At 64.6% G+C, this 17,259-nt stretch carries 19 protein-coding genes; 10 read left to right on the plus strand and 9 right to left on the minus strand.

What is annotated here, in order from left to right; all coding sequences use genetic code 11:
- The first annotated feature begins 134 nt into the window (after positions 1-134).
- Genes JQ573_RS25750 through JQ573_RS25770 form a run of 5 tightly spaced genes read left to right on the plus strand, consistent with a single transcriptional unit; the run spans position 135 to position 3,733 of the window.
- The gene (locus JQ573_RS25750; RefSeq protein WP_249132271.1) at positions 135-791 is read left to right on the plus strand and encodes a DUF1285 domain-containing protein; all 657 of its coding nucleotides are present in this window, start codon (positions 135-137) and stop codon (positions 789-791) included.
- Between the two features lie 32 nt (positions 792-823).
- Positions 824-1,459 carry a CoA pyrophosphatase gene (locus JQ573_RS25755; RefSeq protein ID WP_373852386.1) on the plus strand — a complete coding sequence of 212 codons (636 nt, stop codon included), beginning with the start codon at positions 824-826 and terminating at the stop codon, positions 1,457-1,459.
- A complete protein-coding gene (locus tag JQ573_RS25760; RefSeq protein ID WP_212315578.1) occupies positions 1,456-1,719 on the plus strand; it encodes a DUF6111 family protein in 264 nt (87 codons plus the stop codon). The genes JQ573_RS25755 and JQ573_RS25760 overlap by 4 nt, the downstream gene beginning before the upstream one ends.
- Positions 1,716-2,972 (plus strand): CCA tRNA nucleotidyltransferase, encoded by a 1,257-nt coding sequence (locus tag JQ573_RS25765; protein WP_212315576.1) that lies wholly within the window; start codon positions 1,716-1,718, stop codon positions 2,970-2,972. Before JQ573_RS25760 ends, JQ573_RS25765 begins: the two co-directional genes overlap by 4 nt.
- Positions 2,969-3,733, plus strand: a complete 765-nt coding sequence (locus tag JQ573_RS25770; protein ID WP_212315575.1) for a sulfite exporter TauE/SafE family protein — start codon at positions 2,969-2,971, stop codon at positions 3,731-3,733. Before JQ573_RS25765 ends, JQ573_RS25770 begins: the two co-directional genes overlap by 4 nt.
- 66 nt (positions 3,734-3,799) lie before the next feature.
- On the opposite strand, the gene JQ573_RS25775 is transcribed toward JQ573_RS25770, so the two are convergent.
- The 6 genes from JQ573_RS25775 to JQ573_RS25800 all read right to left on the minus strand — a co-directional run bounded on the left by JQ573_RS25775 (position 3,800) and on the right by JQ573_RS25800 (position 7,326).
- Positions 3,800-4,051, minus strand: a complete 252-nt coding sequence (locus tag JQ573_RS25775; protein WP_229164830.1) for a DUF2158 domain-containing protein — start codon at positions 4,049-4,051, stop codon at positions 3,800-3,802.
- A 138-nt stretch (positions 4,052-4,189) separates the two neighbouring features.
- Positions 4,190-4,930: an HAD family hydrolase gene (locus tag JQ573_RS25780; protein WP_212315573.1), complete on the minus strand. Its 741-nt coding sequence runs from the start codon at positions 4,928-4,930 to the stop codon at positions 4,190-4,192.
- Positions 4,921-5,817, minus strand: coding sequence for an oxygen-dependent coproporphyrinogen oxidase (hemF, locus tag JQ573_RS25785; protein WP_212315572.1), 897 nt, complete (start codon positions 5,815-5,817; stop codon positions 4,921-4,923). The genes JQ573_RS25780 and hemF overlap by 10 nt, the downstream gene beginning before the upstream one ends.
- 2 nt (positions 5,818-5,819) lie before the next feature.
- Complete coding sequence (locus tag JQ573_RS25790; protein WP_092126881.1) at positions 5,820-6,185, minus strand: 6-carboxytetrahydropterin synthase; 366 nt, start codon at positions 6,183-6,185, stop codon at positions 5,820-5,822.
- Between the two features lie 27 nt (positions 6,186-6,212).
- On the minus strand, positions 6,213-6,845 hold the full coding sequence (gene queE, locus JQ573_RS25795) for a 7-carboxy-7-deazaguanine synthase (protein WP_212315571.1): 633 nt from the start codon (positions 6,843-6,845) through the stop codon (positions 6,213-6,215).
- A gap of 10 nt (positions 6,846-6,855) precedes the next feature.
- On the minus strand, positions 6,856-7,326 hold the full coding sequence (locus tag JQ573_RS25800) for a tRNA (cytidine(34)-2'-O)-methyltransferase (protein WP_212315570.1): 471 nt from the start codon (positions 7,324-7,326) through the stop codon (positions 6,856-6,858).
- Between the two features lie 277 nt (positions 7,327-7,603).
- Here JQ573_RS25800 and petA point away from each other — a divergent pair, with 277 nt between their 5' ends.
- The 3 genes from petA (at position 7,604) to JQ573_RS25815 (ending at position 11,177) form a co-directional block, all read left to right on the plus strand.
- A complete protein-coding gene (gene petA, locus JQ573_RS25805) occupies positions 7,604-8,134 on the plus strand; it encodes a ubiquinol-cytochrome c reductase iron-sulfur subunit (RefSeq protein WP_173641229.1) in 531 nt (176 codons plus the stop codon).
- A gap of 72 nt (positions 8,135-8,206) precedes the next feature.
- Entirely contained in the window at positions 8,207-10,279 is a 2,073-nt protein-coding gene (locus JQ573_RS25810; RefSeq protein ID WP_212315569.1) for a cytochrome c1, read from the plus strand.
- 223 nt (positions 10,280-10,502) lie between these two features.
- Complete coding sequence (locus JQ573_RS25815; RefSeq protein ID WP_212315567.1) at positions 10,503-11,177, plus strand: dienelactone hydrolase family protein; 675 nt, start codon at positions 10,503-10,505, stop codon at positions 11,175-11,177.
- Positions 11,178-11,323: 146 nt separating this feature from the next.
- On the opposite strand, the gene JQ573_RS25820 is transcribed toward JQ573_RS25815, so the two are convergent.
- Entirely contained in the window at positions 11,324-12,322 is a 999-nt protein-coding gene (locus JQ573_RS25820) for a VOC family protein (protein ID WP_249132275.1), read from the minus strand.
- Positions 12,323-12,654: 332 nt separating this feature from the next.
- Between JQ573_RS25820 and JQ573_RS25825 the strand changes: the two genes are divergently transcribed.
- Entirely contained in the window at positions 12,655-14,820 is a 2,166-nt protein-coding gene (locus JQ573_RS25825; RefSeq protein ID WP_212315563.1) for an anthranilate synthase component I, read from the plus strand.
- A gap of 14 nt (positions 14,821-14,834) precedes the next feature.
- On the plus strand, positions 14,835-15,374 hold the full coding sequence (locus tag JQ573_RS25830; protein WP_212315561.1) for an adenine phosphoribosyltransferase: 540 nt from the start codon (positions 14,835-14,837) through the stop codon (positions 15,372-15,374).
- A gap of 159 nt (positions 15,375-15,533) precedes the next feature.
- Here JQ573_RS25830 and JQ573_RS25835 read toward each other — a convergent pair whose 3' ends face one another.
- On the minus strand, positions 15,534-16,202 hold the full coding sequence (locus JQ573_RS25835; RefSeq protein WP_212315559.1) for a hypothetical protein: 669 nt from the start codon (positions 16,200-16,202) through the stop codon (positions 15,534-15,536).
- 152 nt (positions 16,203-16,354) lie between these two features.
- A complete protein-coding gene (locus JQ573_RS25840; protein WP_212315557.1) occupies positions 16,355-17,098 on the minus strand; it encodes a hypothetical protein in 744 nt (247 codons plus the stop codon).
- Positions 17,099-17,259: the final 161 nt, after the last annotated feature.

Genomic DNA, 17,259 nt, shown 5'->3' on the forward strand with positions numbered 1-17,259 from the left:
TAAACTATCCCCACCTTATCGGTATTTCAGGGTATGAACGGCATCACGATGTGGCGAGAATGACATCCCGACCACATCTCAGGATACGTGCACCAATTGTGCCAGATTGAGGGTGGGAAACTTCAGGGCAAACAATGGCGAAGCAAGGGCAGAGCGATTCCGGCAGTGAAACTACGGGGCTCGAAACCAAGGCCTTCGGAGGCAAGAGCCTCGAAGGGCTGACCACTGCCGCCAATCAAGCCGCGACATCGGGTCCAGCCGGACGCAAGGGCCTGCCGCCGGTTCATCTATGGAATCCGCCGTTCTGCGGCGATCTCGACATGCGAATCGCGCCCGACGGCACCTGGTTCTACATGGGAACGCCGATCGGACGCCCCGCGCTGGTGCGGCTGTTCTCCACGATCCTGAAGCGCGAGGACGGCAAGCACTTTCTCGTGACACCGGTGGAGAAGGTCGGCATCCGCGTCGATGACGCGCCGTTCCTTGCGGTGGAAATGCAGACGGAGGAAGACGCGCGCGGCCGTTTGCTCCGGTTCCGCACCAATGTCGACGACTGGGTCGATTGCGAGAAGGGCCACGGCCTCAGATTCGAGGCTGCCGCGGATGGCGGATTGACGCCCTATCTGCATGTCCGCGCCGACCTGTGGGCCAAAGTCACCCGCGCGCTCTACTACGATCTGGTTGACATGGGCGAGGAGCGGATGGTCGATGGTCAGGAGATGTTCGGCATCGAGTCCGGCGGCGAGTTTTTCGCGATGGCCGATGCCAGCCAAGTGAGGGGCGCACTTTGAACGAGCCGTTGCTGAAGGTGAAGCCGGCGACGATCAGCTCGACGGAATTCTTCGCGCGAGCCCGCACGCGGCTCGATTTCGAAGTGCCGCCGGGTCTGGTCGATCCGCATATCATTCCGCGCACCGGAGATTCCGGCAACGATCGCATGCTTGAGATCGTCGCACAGGAGCAGCCGGTGCGGCCGGCGGCGGTGCTGATCCCGGTGGTCGATCATCCCGAGCCGACCGTGCTGTTGACGCAGCGTTCGCCCAATCTGTCGAGCCACGCCGGTCAGATCTCGTTTCCCGGCGGCAAGATCGACGCCACCGATGCCTCGCCGCTCGATGCGGCGCTGCGCGAAGCCTGTGAAGAAGTCGGGCTGAAGCGGGAATTCATCGACCCTGTCGGCTATCTCGACCTCTATGGCACCGCGTTCGGCTTCCGCATCCTGCCGACGGTCGCCAGGGTGAAGCCGGGATTTGCCCTAGAGATCAATGAGGCCGAGGTCGTCGATGCGTTCGAGGTGCCGCTCGCTTTCCTGATGAACCCAGAGAACCATCAGATCCACACCAAGGAATTCCGCGGCATGGACCGGTCCTACTACGCGATGCCGTTCGCCGAGCGCTACATCTGGGGCGCGACCGCCGGCATCCTGCGGGTGCTGTATGAGCGGATCTATCTGTCATGATCCGCACGGTGTTGACCGAGGTCGGAATCTTCCTGATCCCTTTCGCGGTCTATGCCATCTTCCTCATCGCGACGCGGTCCGGCGTGACGCTGCCGACATCCTGGCCGCTCGACATGATCGCGAAGCTGACGCTGGCGGCGCTGGTGCTGGTCATCGTGAGCTTCGTGCTGCTCGCCGAATTGACCGGCGCGCCGCCGAACTCCACCTACGTTCCCGCCCATATCGAGAACGGCAGGCTGGTGCCGGGAGCTGAGAAATGAGCGAGGTGCGCCTGTTGTCCGACGCGCCATGGCTCGCTTCGGGGCCCGCGGCGCGCGTGCTCGGCCTGCTCAATGCCAACGGCGAGGAAGCGCGGGTGATCGGCGGCGCTGTGCGCAACGCGCTGATGCGGATTCCGCTTGCCGACATCGACATCGCCACCACCGCATTGCCGGAGGAGGTGATCCGCCGTGCCAAGCGGGCGGCCATCAAGAGCGTGCCGACCGGCATCGAGCACGGCACGGTGACCCTGGTCGTCGACGGCCATCCCTTCGAGGTGACGACGCTGCGCGAGGACACCGAGACCTATGGCCGCAAGGCCAAGGTGGCGTTCGGGCGCGACTGGGTGCGCGACGCCGAGCGGCGCGACTTCACCATCAATGGCCTGTCGGTCGACGCCTCCGGCGTCGTGCATGATCACGTCGGCGGTCTCGCCGACATCGAGGCGAGGCGCGTGCGCTTCATCGGCGATCCCGCGCAGCGGATTGCCGAGGACTATTTGCGCATCCTGCGCTTCTTCCGTTTCCACGCCGCCTATGGCGCAGGCGAGGTCGATCGCGCCGGCTACCTCGCCTGTATCAGCGGGCGCGCCGGGATTGCCGGCCTCTCGGCCGAGCGCATCCGGATGGAGATGCTCAAGCTCGTGGTCGCGAACGGCGCCGCCGGCGCGGTGGTCGCGATGGGCGATGGCGGATTGCTGCTGCCGCTGTTCGGCGGCGTCGCCTATACCGGGCCGTTCGCGGCGATGATCGAGATCGAGCAGCTGATGGCGCTTAAGCCGAGTGCGACGCGCAGGCTGGCTGCGCTGACGGTCGCCGTGACCGAGGACGCGCGGCGGATCGCGAGCCGGCTGCGGCTCTCCAACGCCGAGGCCAAGGCGCTCGACTCAATGGGCCATCGCTGGTGGCGCCTGCCCGGCATGGACGAGGCGCGTGCCAAGCGCAGGCTCTACCGGCTCGACGAGGAGCCCTATCGCGACCGGCTGCTGCTCGCCTGGGCGCGAACCGGCGCGAACCGCGACGTCGAGCAGTGGCACGCGCTCGCCACGCTGCCGCAACGCTGGCGCGCCCCTCACTTTCCCTTGAGGGCTTCGGATTTCATCGCGCGCGGGATTGCCGAGGGACCGGCGCTGGGGCATGTACTGACCTTGGCCGAGGATGCTTGGCTTGCCGCGGATTTCCCGCTGGATCCGCAGGTGCTGTCTGGCATCGCCGACCAGACCGTTTCTCGTTTCACCCGCGATCATCGACTGTGAACTTTCTCTCCGGCTTCTCCGACATCTCGCTCCTTCAAATATTTCTTGTCGCAGCCGTTGCCCTGTTTGCTTCCGTGATCGGAGGCCTCGCCGGCTACGGCACCGGCGCATTGATGCCGCTGGTGCTGGTGCCGATGGTCGGCGCCGAGCCGGTCGTGCCGATCATTGCGATCTCTTCGATCTTCACCAATTCCAGCCGCTTTGTCGCCTTTGTCAGATTTGCGGACCGCCGCAAGGCGATCATCGTGATCGCGGCGGCGCTATTCTCTACGGCGCTTGGCGCGTACGGCTATACGCGGCTGACCAGCGTCGGCGCCGCGCTCGTGATCGGAGGCATGCTGATCCTGAGCGTCCCGCTCAGGCGGCTGCTGCGCAAGCACAGCGTCAGGATCGGTGAGCGCGGCCTTGCGGCCGGCGCTGTCGGCTATGGCATCGTGGTCGGCGGCACCGCGGGCTCGGGCGTCATCCTGCTGTCGCTATTGATGGCGGCGGGCCTCGAGGGCGCCGCTGTGATCGCAACCGATGCGGTGATCTCGCTCACAAGTGCCGCGGTCAAGATCTCGGTGTTCGGTTTGACCGGCGTCATTACCGCGCAGGTGCTCGCGCTTGCGCTTCTGATCGGCCTGGTCGCCATTCCCGGCGCGTTCCTGGCCAGGGCCTTTGTCGAGCGGATGCCGGTGCATATCCACACCGCGATCCTCGATGCCGCCGTGATCACCGGCGGCGTGGTGATGATCTCGAGCGCGCTGCGCGCATTCTGACCAGAAGCGGTGGCGATGCTGTCGGCGGCGCGCCGGGCAGCATCGCCTGAATCTCACGCAGCCTTGTCAAGCCGCCTTACGCTTCTTCTTGCGGTCGCCGTCGTCGTCCTCGTCTTCGTCGTCCTCTTCTTCCTCGTCGTTGTCTTCGTCCTCGTCGTCTTCCTCTTCATCGTCTTCCGGATCGATTTCGGCCGACTCGAGTGCGACGAGCGGCAGGGTTTCGCGAAACAGGTCGCCGTCCGTGCCCATCCACAGGCACTCGACCTTGTCTTCGTCGACCTCCACGACCGTGATCGGATGGCCGCCGGATTTCAGCATGACGACATCGCCTGGTTTCAGTTCCATGATTATCCCTCCGCGCTGGATGACGCGGACGGAAAGCTAGCGACCGGTGATGACAGTGCGATCACGGCCGGCGCCTGGCGCGGTGGATTTGCTCTGAAAACAGAAGCTGCGTTATTTCGGCGCGGCCGGAACCAGTTCGGTCAGCGAGCGGATGATGCGGTCGGGCTTGATCGTCGATCCCGGCGGCAGCCCGACACCGTGCACGTCCATCCAGATGGCGTAGATGCCAAGCCGCTGCGGCGCCACGACTTCCCACTCCAGATTGTCGCCGATCATCCAGGTATCCGATGCGGTGACGCCGAGCGCCTGCATCGCGTGCAGGTAGGCGCGCTCCTCGGGCTTCCCGAAACCGTGCTCACCCTCGATCTGGATGTGATCGAAGCGATGGCCGAGCGCGAAGCGCTCAACCTTGGCGCGCTGCATGTCGGCGGCGCCGTTGGTGACCAGCGCGAGCTTGATGCCGAGCGCCTTGAACGCATCGATCGCTTGATGCGCGCCGGGGAAGACGAACATCTCCTCCTCGCGATAGGCGGTGAAGCGATCGGCGATGCGGTCCGCAAGATCGTCCGGCAGCGCACGGTGGCCGGCCGCCGCAAGCTGAGCGAAGCCGCCCTTCACGGTCAGCCGGCGCGCTTCGCCGAGCTTGATCCGCCAGATCGGCTCGGCCGTCGACCAGAATTGCCGTGCATAGGCCAAGAGCGCGGTCGCGACCATGTCCGGGGGCAGGGGAGCGAGCTCCGCGGCGAACTCGGTGGTGATCGTGTTCCAGGCGATCTCGGGACGTCCATAGGCCGACAGGATGGTGTCATCCATGTCGATCAGCATCGCGCGCGGCAGCTTGGTCACGGCCATTTCACCTCCGGCGGCAGCGACGACAGGATCGAATCGACATTGCCGCCGGTCTTCAGGCCGAAGATGGTGCCGCGATCGTAGAGCAGGTTGAATTCGACATAGCGCCCGCGGCGGATCAGCTGCTCGTCGCGATCCTCCGCGCTCCAGTCGGCCTCGAAATTGCGCCGCACCAGGTCGGGATAGATCTTCAGGAAGCTACGCCCGACGTCCTGGGTGAAGGCGAGATCGGCTTCCCAATCGCCGCTGTCGTGCCAGTCATAGAAGATGCCGCCGATGCCGCGGGCTTCCTTGCGGTGTGGCAGATAGAAATAGTCGTCGCACCATTTCTTGTACTTGTCGTAGTCGGCGACGCCGTTCGGCCCGCTGCAGGCCTCTTTCATCGCGGCATGGAAGGCGACCGTATCGGGGTCTTCCTGGGTGCGTCGCCGGTTCAGCACCGGCGTCAAATCGGCGCCGCCGCCGAACCAGGCCTTGGTGGTGACGACGAAGCGGGTGTTCATGTGCACGGCGGGCACGTTCGGATTGCGCAAATGCGCGATCAGCGAAATGCCGGAGGCCCAAAATCGTGGATCGTCGGCGGCGCCGGGAATCTGCGCGCGGAATTCGGGAGCGAATTCGCCATGCACGGTCGAGCAGTGCACGCCGACCTTCTCGAACAGCCGGCCCTTCATGATCGACATCACGCCGCCGCCGCCGGGCTTGCCGGTATGGTCGGTGCGATCCCAGGGGGTGCGCGCGAACCGGCCGGCATTGCCGGGGTAGAGCGCTGCGGGGGCGTCGTCCTCGAGCGTCTCGAAGGCCGCGCAGATGTCGTTGCGCAGCGCCTCGAACCAGCCGCGCGCACGCGCCTTGCGGTCTTCGATGATGGCGGGGTCTGTTGGCAGCATGGCTAACCTTGCGGGCCGAAATAGGTGCAGCTCTCGTTGCAGCTGTCGCGATGGACGCTGACGCGGGTCAGCTTGCCCGCGTGTTGCAGCCGCTCCCAGATGAAGCGTGAGAGATTCTCCAGCGTCGGGACACCGATCGCCTCGATCTTGTTGAGGAACTTGTGGTCGAGCGTCTTCTGCACCTCGGCCATGGCTCGTTCGAGCAGGCCGAGATCGACCACCATCCCGGTTTTCGGATCGGGCGTGCCGCGGACGGTAACCTCGGCTCGAAACGAGTGACCGTGAATCTCCTCGCTGGCGGTGCCAAAGGTCGTTCCGGATAGCGCATGCGCAGCTTCGAACCGAAACGCTTTCGTCAATTCCCACATCTCGTTCAACAATCCGGTTCTGTCAGTTCATCTGATGCCGAGCGTCTTGTGCGTCTGCACGCTGAGGCGCCACTGCGGGTGCTTCAGGCAGTATGCGATCGCAAGCTCGGTATTCTCGATCACGTCGGGCCCGTCCATCGGCTGCAGCGAGAAGCGCTCGAAGGCGAGCCCCGCAAAATCCTCCGGCGCGTTCTCCGGCTGCGGATAGACCAGCTTGAGCTCGTGGCCCTTGCGCACCACGAGCTCGGAGGCGGCCTTGGGGCTGACGCAGATCCAGTCGAGCCCGTCGGGCGGGGCGATGGTGCCGTTGGTCTCGATCGCGATCGCAAAGCCGTGGCCGTGCAGGGCTTCGATCAGGGCGGTATCGACCTGCAGCAGCGGCTCGCCGCCAGTCAGCACCACGTAGCGGTCGGCTTCGCCCCCGGTCCATTGCGCGGCAATGGTGCCGGCAAGCTCGGCTGCGTCGGCATAGCGGCCGCCGAGCGTGCCGTCGGTGCCGACGAAATCGGTGTCGCAGAACCGGCAGACTGCCCCGGCGCGGTCCTGCTCGCGGCCGGTCCAGAGGTTGCAGCCCGCGAAGCGGCAGAACACGGAGGCCCGGCCCGCATGGGCGCCTTCGCCCTGTAGGGTGAGAAAGATCTCCTTGACCGCGTAGCTCACCAAAAATCCCTTAAGTTACCGAACCGGCAATTCCTGAACCGGTCTGCCGCAGCGCTTCTCCGACTGCCATGGCCGCGGTGACCGCCACATTGAGCGAGCGCAGGGACGGCTTGATCGGAATCAGCAGCCGCGCATCCGCGGCGGCCACGACCGCCTCGGTTACCCCTGCCGTTTCGCGCCCGAAAAGCAGGACATCGGAGGCCGTATACGCGAAATCAAGATAGGATTTCGCCGCCTTGGTCGTGAACAGGACCAGCCGGCATCCGGCCTCGGCCCGCCATTCCTCGAATTTCGACCATGAGTCGTGACGCTTCAACCGCACATGGTCGAGATAGTCCATACCCGCCCGGCGGAAATTCCGGTCCGAGGTGTCGAACCCTGCCGGTTCGATGATATGGGCTGCCACGTCCAGGCAGGCGCAGAGGCGCAGAATCGTCCCTGTATTCTGGGGGATGTCAGGCTGGAACAGCGCGATCTGCATGGTGCGGGCGACCTGTGAAATCCGGATGAAATTGTCTCAATAAAACATCGCTTGGCGCGGATTTCGTGCATTGCACGTGTGCGAGCCGATAGCGGGCTTGCGCTCGTCCGGCAAGGGTGCCAATAGAACGATTCTGGACTGCTGTTCCGCCATTTGGGGTGGGGAATAGTGGTTTTCTGCCGCCGCGGGGGCCGCGGGCGCCGGCAGCCTTTCTTGGGGCGCGTTCTGCGTCTCCGGGGCGGTTCCACCGGCTGCAGAAAAGAAAGGGCTAGGAATCGTGACGACAGCGTCTTCGGCGGACCATCCGACACGCCGTGATTTTCTCTTTGTTGCAACCGGAGCTGCCGCCGTCGTCGGCGCAGCCGCGACCGTCTGGCCGCTGGTTGCCCAGATGAACCCGGATGCCGCGACGATCGCGGCCGGCGCGCCGATCCAGGTCGATCTGACGCCGATCGCCGAGGGCCAGGACATCAAGGTCTTCTGGCGCGGCAAGCCGATCTACATCAGCCATCGCACCAAGAAGCAGATCCAGGAGGCCCAGAGCGTGGCGCTCTCGAGCCTGCCCGATCCGCAGCCCGATTCGGCCCGCGTCAAGGCAGGCCACGACCAGTGGCTGGTCGTGATCGGCATCTGCACCCATCTCGGCTGTATCCCGATCGCCCATGAGGGCAATTACGACGGCTTCTTCTGCCCCTGCCACGGCTCGCAATACGACTCCTCCGGTCGTATTCGCCAGGGGCCGGCGCCCGCCAACCTGCCGGTGCCGCCCTACGCCTTCCTTACCGACACCAAAATCCAGATCGGCTAAGTCCCGGACCCTCCGGGATTTCGGCTTCCCCTTGGACCCATCGCGTCGTTTTTCTTCTTCAGGATCGCATCAATGAGCGGACCATCTGATTTTCAACCGAGCAACCCCGCTTTGAAGTGGATCGAACGGCGCCTTCCGATCTTCGGCCTCGTTCACTCCTCGTTCGTGGCCTATCCGACGCCGCGCAACCTGAACTACTGGTGGACCTTCGGCGCCATCCTTTCGATGATGCTGGCGCTGCAGATCCTGACCGGCGTGATCCTGGCGATGCACTACACACCGCACGCCGATCTCGCCTTCAAGTCGGTCGAGCTGATCGTCCGCGACGTCAATTACGGTTGGCTGCTGCGCAACATGCATGCCTGCGGCGCGTCGATGTTCTTCTTCGCCGTCTACATCCACATGTTCCGCGGCCTCTATTACGGGTCGTACAAGGAGCCGCGCGAGGTACTGTGGATCCTCGGCGTCATCATCTACCTCCTGATGATGGCGACCGGCTTCATGGGCTACGTGCTGCCGTGGGGCCAGATGAGCTTCTGGGGCGCCACCGTCATCACCAATCTGTTCTCGGCCGTGCCGTATTTCGGCGAGAGCATCGTGACCCTGCTGTGGGGCGGCTATTCGGTCGGTAACCCGACGCTGAACCGCTTCTTCTCGCTGCATTACCTGCTGCCGTTCGTGATCGCCGGCGTGGTCGTGCTGCACGTCTGGGCGCTGCATGTCGCGGGTCAGAACAACCCGGCCGGCGTCGAGGCCAAGACCGAAAAGGACACCGTGCCGTTCACGCCGTATGCGACGATCAAGGACGCGTTCGGTGTGTCGTGCTTCCTGATCTTCTTCGCCTGGTTCATCTTCTACATGCCGAACTACCTCGGCGACGCCGACAACTACATCCCGGCGAACCCCGGCGTGACCCCGGCGCACATCGTGCCTGAATGGTACTATCTGCCGTTCTACGCGATCCTGCGTTCGATCCCGAACAAGCTCGCCGGTGTCGCGTGCATGTTCGGTGCGATCATCGTCTTGGCATTCCTGCCCTGGCTCGACAACGCACGAACCCGTTCGTCGAAGTATCGTCCGCTGGCCAAGCAGTTCTTCTGGATCTTCGTGGTGGTCTGCATCCTGCTCGGCTATCTCGGCTCGCAGCCGCCGGAAGGCATCTATGTGATCGCCGGCCGGATCCTGACGGTGTGCTACTTCGCCTACTTCCTGATCGTGCTGCCGCTGCTCGCCCGTATCGAGACGCCGCGCCCGGTGCCGAACTCGATCGCCGACGACGTGCTGGCGAAGAGCAAGGGCAGGGCCGCGACCGCAGCCTCCGTCATGCTTGCGCTGGTGGTGGCCGGTGGCCTGTTCGCCGGCAGCACCCAGAACGCCAAGGCCGAGGAGGGCGGCGACGCCCCGCCCGCCCAAAGCTGGTCGTTCTCCGGCCCTTTCGGCAAGTATGATCGCGGCTCGCTGCAGCGTGGCCTGAAGGTCTACAAGGAAGTCTGCTCGGCCTGCCACGGCCTGAACTATATCGCGTTCCGCAACCTCGCCGATGCCGGTGGCCCCGGCTATTCGGAGGCGCAGGCGGCGGCTCTCGCGGCCGAGTACAAGATCAAGGACGGCCCGAACGACCAGGGCGAGATGTTCGAGCGCCCGGGCCGCCCGGCGGATTACTTCCCGGCGCCGTTCCCGAACGAGCAGGCCGCGCGCGTGGCCAATGGCGGCGCGGCACCGCCGGACCTCTCGCTGATCACCAAGGCGCGGTCCTACAAGCGCGGCTTCCCGCAGTTCGTGATCGACTTCTTCACCCAGTACCAGGAGCAGGGCCCGGACTACGTCGACGCCGTTCTGCAGGGCTTCGAGGACAAGGCCCCGGCCGGCGTGACGATCCCGGAAGGCTCGTACTACAACAAGTACTTCCCCGGCCACGCCATCAAGATGCCGAAGCCGCTGTCCGACGGTCAGGTGACCTTCGACGACGGCTCGCCGGCGACGGTCAAGCAATACGCGCACGATGTCACCACGTTCCTGATGTGGGCGGCCGAGCCGCGCATGGAAGAGCGCAAGCGGATCGGCATGCAGGTGTTCTTCTTCCTCGTGATCTTCGCCATCCTGATGTACTTCACCAAGCGCAAGGTCTGGGCCAACGCTCACTGACCTCGGGTATGGTATCGCGCGTTTGAAAAAGCCCCTTCGGGGGCTTTTTTGTTTATGACGTCATTCCGGGGCGATGCGTAGCATCGAACCGCAGGTGCGCAATTGCGCATCTGAGGTCTGGCGCTAACGCACCATCCCGGAATGACAGTCTCGTCAATTGCGTCCGTCGCCGAGTACGGACAAAATGCCGGCCAATCAGCCGGCAAACATCGCGGAGGAACTCATGGGTACCAGCATCAACTTCAAGCGTCCGGACGGCAAGGAAGCGTCAGGCTATCTCGCCAACGCCGCGCGCGGCAACGCGCCCGGGGTCGTCGTGATCCAGGAATGGTGGGGCCTGCAGGACCAGATCAAGGGAATGTGCGACCGCTTCGCGCGGGCCGGTTTCGATGCGCTGGCGCCCGATCTCTACAAGGGCAAGGTGGTGCCGTATCACGACACCGACGCGGCCGGCAAAGAGATGAACTCGCTCGACTTCATGGACGCCACCACGCAGACGGTGCGCGGCGCCGCGCAATATCTCGGCAAGAACGGCGCCAAGGTCGGCCTGACCGGCTTCTGCCTCGGCGGCGCGGTGACCATCATCGGCGCCACCAAGATCCCGGAGCTGACCGCCGGTGTGGCGTTCTACGGCATTCCGCCGGAGCAGGCGGCCAAGCCGGCCGACGTGAGAATTCCGCTGCAGGGCCATTTCGCCACCAAGGACGACTGGTGCACGCCGGCGCTCGTCGATGGTTTCGAGAAAGCGATGAAGGCCGCCGGCAAATCGCTGGAGCTGTACCGCTATGACGCCGACCACGGCTTCGGCAACGAGCAGCGCCTGTCGGTGCACGACCGCCAGTGTGCGGAACTGGCCTGGGACCGGGCGACGGACTTCTTCAAGAAGCATCTGGGGTAAAGACGCGTCCCGCACACGCTGTGTCGTCCCTGCGAAAGCAGGGACCCATAACCACGGGATGCCGTTGTCTGGCGAGATGACTGCCGGTGTGCCCTTTACCAAAGCCGCGGCGTATGGGTCCCTGCTTTCGCAGGGACGACGGAGAACTAGTGTTCCGCCTTCACCCCGTCCCACCACGGGCAGGTCCCCGACATCAGCTTGAAATTGCCTTCCAGCACTTGAACCGGCGCGCGCTTGCCTTCCGAGGCAGCGCGCATCCGCATTTCGCGCGCGACGGCGCGGTCCTCCGGCGACAGCCAGACGCGCTCGTGGCCCCACAAGCTCGGGCCGTCATGCATCTCGAACGGCGTCCAGTTCGCGGGATCGATCTCGCGGCCGCCCCAACCGCACTCGACCATGAAAGCTGACGGCGACTTGGCGTAGAACGAGGTCATCAGATCATTGGTGTGACGGCCGAGCGTGACGTTGACCCGGTCTTCCTTCATCGCGATGTCGTAGGCCTGACCGACATCGTCGAGCGAGAACAACTCCACCATCAGATGATGCATGCCGTTCGTGCCGGTCTCGATCAGCGCCAGCGAATGGTGGCGCGCGTTGACGTGGAAGAAATAGGCGCGGAATGGTTTTTCGATGTAGTCGCTGAGGCCGAAGCCGAGCACGTCGACATAGAAGCTCATCACGGGCGCGATGTTCTCGACGGTCAGCACCGCATGGCCGAGCCCGAGCGCGCCGGTGCGGAATCCGGAGATCGAGCGCCCCGGCCGGAACGGCGTGTCGTCGATCTCGGGGCCATGAAACGCCTCCAGGCGGTTGCCGGCCGGGTCCTGGAACGAGATCAGGCCGTGCACCCGCCTGCTATCTGCGAGCGCCTGCGGTTCGGTGGTCACGGCGACGCCGGCGCGCTCCAGCCGCGCCGCCAGCGCGTCCAGCGCCGCGGCATCCGCCACCTCCCAGCCGAAGAACCTTGTCCCTTCGCCCTGGGCGCGGTCGATCACGATGCGCTGCTTGCGGTCGTCCATCCGGAAGGCGAGCAGCGAGTTGCCGCGCTCGATCGCCTGCAGCCCGACCAGGCCGGTGCCGAACTGCCGCCAGTCGTCGAGCGCGTCGGAGCCGAAGCCGGCATATCCGAGACCCAAAATCGCCATCTGCGCCTCCACCATCTGTCTGTTTTTTGGGCGGCTGATCGGCCGCCATTTCGTCAAATCCTACGCGGATTCCCGTCGCTTCAAACCCCGAAAATGCCGTCCCGCCTTGGGGCAGGGGTGTCGGGCGATCCCTTGACACGGCCCGCGCCCGGTGGTGAGTAGCGGCCATGAGCACCGTTGCCAGTCCATCCCGTCGTTGGTGGCCCACCTTCTCATAGGTGGCCGGTGCGTTTTCATTTCTCAAAAACGTCGAAGGTCGCCATCGCAGTGCGACGGTCTCCCTTCGTTTGTCCTGTGTGGCGCTCTCTTCCCAAGTTTCGTAAGAGGATCACATGAACAGGACAGTCTTCTCCCTGCCGGCCAAGAGCGAATACCTGACCAATGGCGGCCTTGCGGTTGCGCGCGTGGTCGAGCAGTTCACCGGCGGCGCCAACCGCCTCGATGAGCTGATCGCGCTCTTGGACCGCCGCCGCGGCGTGGTGCTGTCCTCAGGCACGACGGTGCCGGGCCGTTACGAGAGCTTTGACCTCGGCTTTGCCGATCCGCCGCTGGTGCTGGAGACGTCAGGCACCGATTTCTCGTTGCAGGCGCTGAACCCGCGCGGCGAGGTCCTGATCGCCTTCCTCGGCGACGTTTTGCGGGAGCCCTGCGTCGTGATCTCGGAGCGGAGCGCCACGCGGCTCGCCGGCCACATCATCCGCGGAGCCGCGCCGGTCGAGGAGGACCAGCGCACCCGCCGCGCCAGCGTGATGTCGCTGGTGCGCGACATGGTGGCGGCATTCACCTCCAATGCCGATCCGCTGCTCGGCCTGTTCGGCGCCTTCGCCTACGACCTCGTGTTCCAGATCGAGGACATCGTGCAGAAGCGTGCCCGCGAGGCCGACCAGCGCGACATCGTGCTTTACGTGCCGGACCGCCTGTTGGCCTATGACCGCGCCACCGGCCGCGGCGTGGCGCTGAATTACGAGTTCGCGTGGAAGGGCAAATCCACCGCCGGCCAATCGCACGAGACCGCGCCGAGCCTCTACGCCAAGACCGGGCGTCAGGGCTTTGCCGATCACGCCCCGGGCGAATACCAGGCGACGGTTGAAGTGGCGCGCGCGGCGTTCGCCCGCGGCGACCTGTTCGAGGCAGTGCCCGGGCAGCTGTTTGCCGAGCCCTGCGAGCGCTCGCCGGCGGAAGTATTCCAGCGGCTCTGCCGCATCAATCCGTCGCCCTATGGCGCGCTGATGAATCTCGGCGACGGCGAATTCCTGGTCTCCGCCTCGCCGGAGATGTTCGTGCGCTCCGACGGCCGCCGGGTCGAGACCTGTCCGATCTCGGGCACCATCGCGCGCGGTTCGGACTCGATCGGCGATGCCGAACAGATCCGCAAGCTCCTGAACTCGGAGAAGGACGAGTTCGAGCTCAACATGTGCACCGACGTCGACCGCAACGACAAGGCGCGCGTCTGCGTGCCCGGCACCATCAAGGTGCTGGCGCGGCGTCAGATCGAGACCTACTCAAAGCTGTTCCACACCGTCGATCACGTCGAGGGCATGCTGCGGCCGGGCTTCGATTCGCTCGACGCCTTCCTCACCCATGCCTGGGCCGTGACGGTGACCGGCGCGCCGAAATTGTGGGCGATGCAGTTCGTCGAGGACCATGAGCGCTCGCCGCGGCGCTGGTACGCCGGCGCGATCGGCTGCGTCAATTTCGACGGCAGCATCAACACCGGCCTCACCATCCGCACCATCCGCATGAAGGACGGCCTCGCCGAGGTACGCGTTGGCGCCACCTGCCTGTTTGATTCCGATCCCGCTGCCGAGGATCGTGAGTGCCAGGTCAAGGCCGCGGCGTTGTTCCAGGCGCTGCGCGGCGATCCGCCGAAGCCGCTGTCGGATTTCGCGCCTGACGCCACCGGCTCGGGCAAGAACGTGCTCTTGATCGATCACGATGACAGTTTTGTGCACATGCTGGCGGATTACTTCCGCCAGGTCGGCGCCAACGTCACCGTGGTCCGGCACATCCATGCCCAGGACATGCTGAAGCAGCGCGGTTGGGACTTGCTGGTGTTGTCGCCCGGACCGGGCCGCCCGGAGGATTTCGGCATCGCGAAAACCATCGACACCGCGCTGGAAAAGAAGCTGCCGATCTTCGGCGTCTGCCTCGGCGTGCAGGCGATCGGCGAATATTTCGGCGGCCAGCTCGGCCAGCTCGGCCAGCCCGCGCATGGCCGTCCGTCGCGCGTCCAGGTCCGCGGCGGCAGGCTGATGCAGAATTTGCCCAATGAGATCGTGATCGGCCGCTATCACTCGCTCTATGTCGAACGCGACAGCGTGCCCGAGGTGCTGGCGGTGACCGCGACCACCGAAGACGGCGTCGCGATGGTGATCGAGCACAAGACCCTGCCGGTCGGCGGCGTGCAATTCCATCCGGAATCGCTGATGTCGCTCGGCAACGAGGTGGGCCTGCGCATTGTCGAGAATGCATTCCGGCTTAATCCGCCGGCCAACTGAGGATTGCGAGACCAATGACCTTCGACCACGACATCAAGGCGACCGTTCGCACCATCCCGGACTACCCGAAGAAGGGCATCCTGTTCCGCGACATCACGACGCTGCTTGCCGATGCCCGCGCCTTCCGCCGCGCGGTCGACGAACTGGTGCATCCCTGGGCGGGGGCGAAGGTCGACAAGGTCGCGGGCATCGAGGCGCGCGGCTTCATCCTCGGCGGCGCGGTGGCGCATCAGCTCTCCGCCGGCTTCGTGCCGATCCGCAAGAAGGGCAAGCTGCCGCACACCACGGTGCGGATCGCCTACTCGCTGGAATACGGTATCGACGAGATGGAGATGCATGCCGACGCCGTGCAGCCCGGCGAGCGCGTGATCCTGGTCGACGATCTGATCGCGACCGGCGGCACCGCGGAGGGCGCGGTGAAGCTATTGCGCCAGATCGGCGCCAACATCGTCGCCGCCTGCTTCATCGTCGACCTGCCCGATCTCGGCGGCGCCGCCAAGCTGCGCGCGATGGACGTCCCGGTGCGCACGCTGATGGCGTTCGAGGGGCATTAATCTTCTCTTGCCTCGCCCCGCTTGCGGGGAGAGGCCGGATCGCATGGCAATGCGATCCGGGTGAGGGGGAGTCTCCGCGCGCTCCAATCCTGATTGAATTTGCGGAGGCAGCCCCTCACCCCAACCCGCTCCCCGTAAGGACGGGGAGAGGGAGAAGACTCATCCCCGCTGCAGCAGCATGCTCAGTTCGAGATCGCGGAATGTGGTGTAGTTCTTCCGGATCCACTGATGCAGCTCGGTCGATGAGTCCCTCTCCTGGCGCAGATAGCCGGTGAAGGAGAAGGTCAGCCGGTCGATATAGGTCTTCAGGAACACCGGCAGCGCGCGGAAGCGCAGCACCCGGCTGGCGGTCATGACCGGCGGCAGCTCGCCTCGCACGACGAATTCATTGTCGATCACGACGAGCGCGTTGGGCGGGATCATGCCCTGCAGCGTCTGGTAGCCGTGCACCGAGGCGCGGTCGGTATCCGCCACATACAGGATCACAGGCGAGACGCGGCGGCGCAGCGCCTCCTTCATCAGCCCGATCTGGTCGACCATTTTGAAGAATTCGTCGAAGGCGTGGTAGCCGAGGTCGATCACCTTGGCGATGCCGTCATTGACGATGACCCGGTCCATCAGCTGCATTTTGCCGTAGGTGTCGATCACGTCGGCGGTTTCGGTGATCCGCGGCAGGTAGTCGAGCAGCGACGGCTCCTTCAGATTGATGTCGTAGCAGACGACGTCGCCGTTCTTGAGCAGCAGGAATTCGCCGAGCAGCCGCGCGATCAGCGTCTTGCCGACCTGCGGGCGGGGCGAGCAGATGATGTAAACGGGCGTGGACGACATCGCCCGCTATATCAGGCCAAATTTTCGCCCAATCCAGCCCCATCGCCGCCCCCCGGCGCGATTTTTTTCGCTGCCGGGCGCGACTCTTTCGCTGCCCCCGGGCGCGACCTTTCGCTGCCCCGGGCGGGACTTTTCGCCCCCTGCGCGCGCGACTATTTTTCGCCCTTGGCCGACTTGGCGCCGACCAGATCGGTCAGCTTGATCCGGTCGAACTCGCTCCAGACATTGGCGAGCCAGTGCCGGACATAGCCGCGCAGCACGAAGGAGTAGTTCGCGGCGTCGTCGTTGATGCCCTTGTTGGCAACGAATTTCAGGAACGGAACCGAGGAAACCTCGACCTGCTCGTAGGCCATTTCGTTGAGCTTCGGGATGGTGAGGTCCACGGCATCCTTGATGCGGTGGAAGTAGGAATTGTAGGTCGCCTGGTCCCACTGGAAGAACTGGGTGTCGTTGATGAAGTTCTTCACCAGGAAATATTTCGCACCGTTCATGAAGTTGGCGGTCTCGGCGATCTCGTCCAGCGAGGCGATCGAGGGGCCGAGGATGTGGAATACGGCGAAGGTGATCTGGCCGGAGCGCGCCGCGTCGAGGAAGCCGATGTCGCGCAGCGAGGCCAGCGCGGGCGACAACAGGCCGGCGCGGACGTCGATCACGGTGACCGAGGAACCGGCGTTCAGCGTATCGAAGATCTTCATCTGGTCCGCGGTCGTCGTCATGTCGACGATCTCGGTGATGTCGGGGTGGAAGCGCTTCAGCGTGCCGCGCGGCGACTCGGTGTCGAACGCCCGGGTCTGTACGTTGTTGGCACTGAAATAGTCCAGGAGCGTCCGCGAGACGGTGGTCTTGCCGACCCCGCCCTTGTCAGCGCCCACCACGATCACAACCGGCTTTGCCATGGAAGTCCCTTAAAGCGCGCTCCCGACCGCGATGGCGATCGGCAAGTCCCCACACTGCTTTGGGCGCGAACATGGCAGAAACGAGGGAGAATTCAATTCCTTAAGGTGCCCACATTGGGTTTGGTAGGGATTTCCTTAATGGACTGAGTAGCCTAGGGTAT

The organism is Bradyrhizobium sp. AUGA SZCCT0105 (assembly GCF_018129565.1).
Lineage (GTDB): Bacteria > Pseudomonadota > Alphaproteobacteria > Rhizobiales > Xanthobacteraceae > Bradyrhizobium.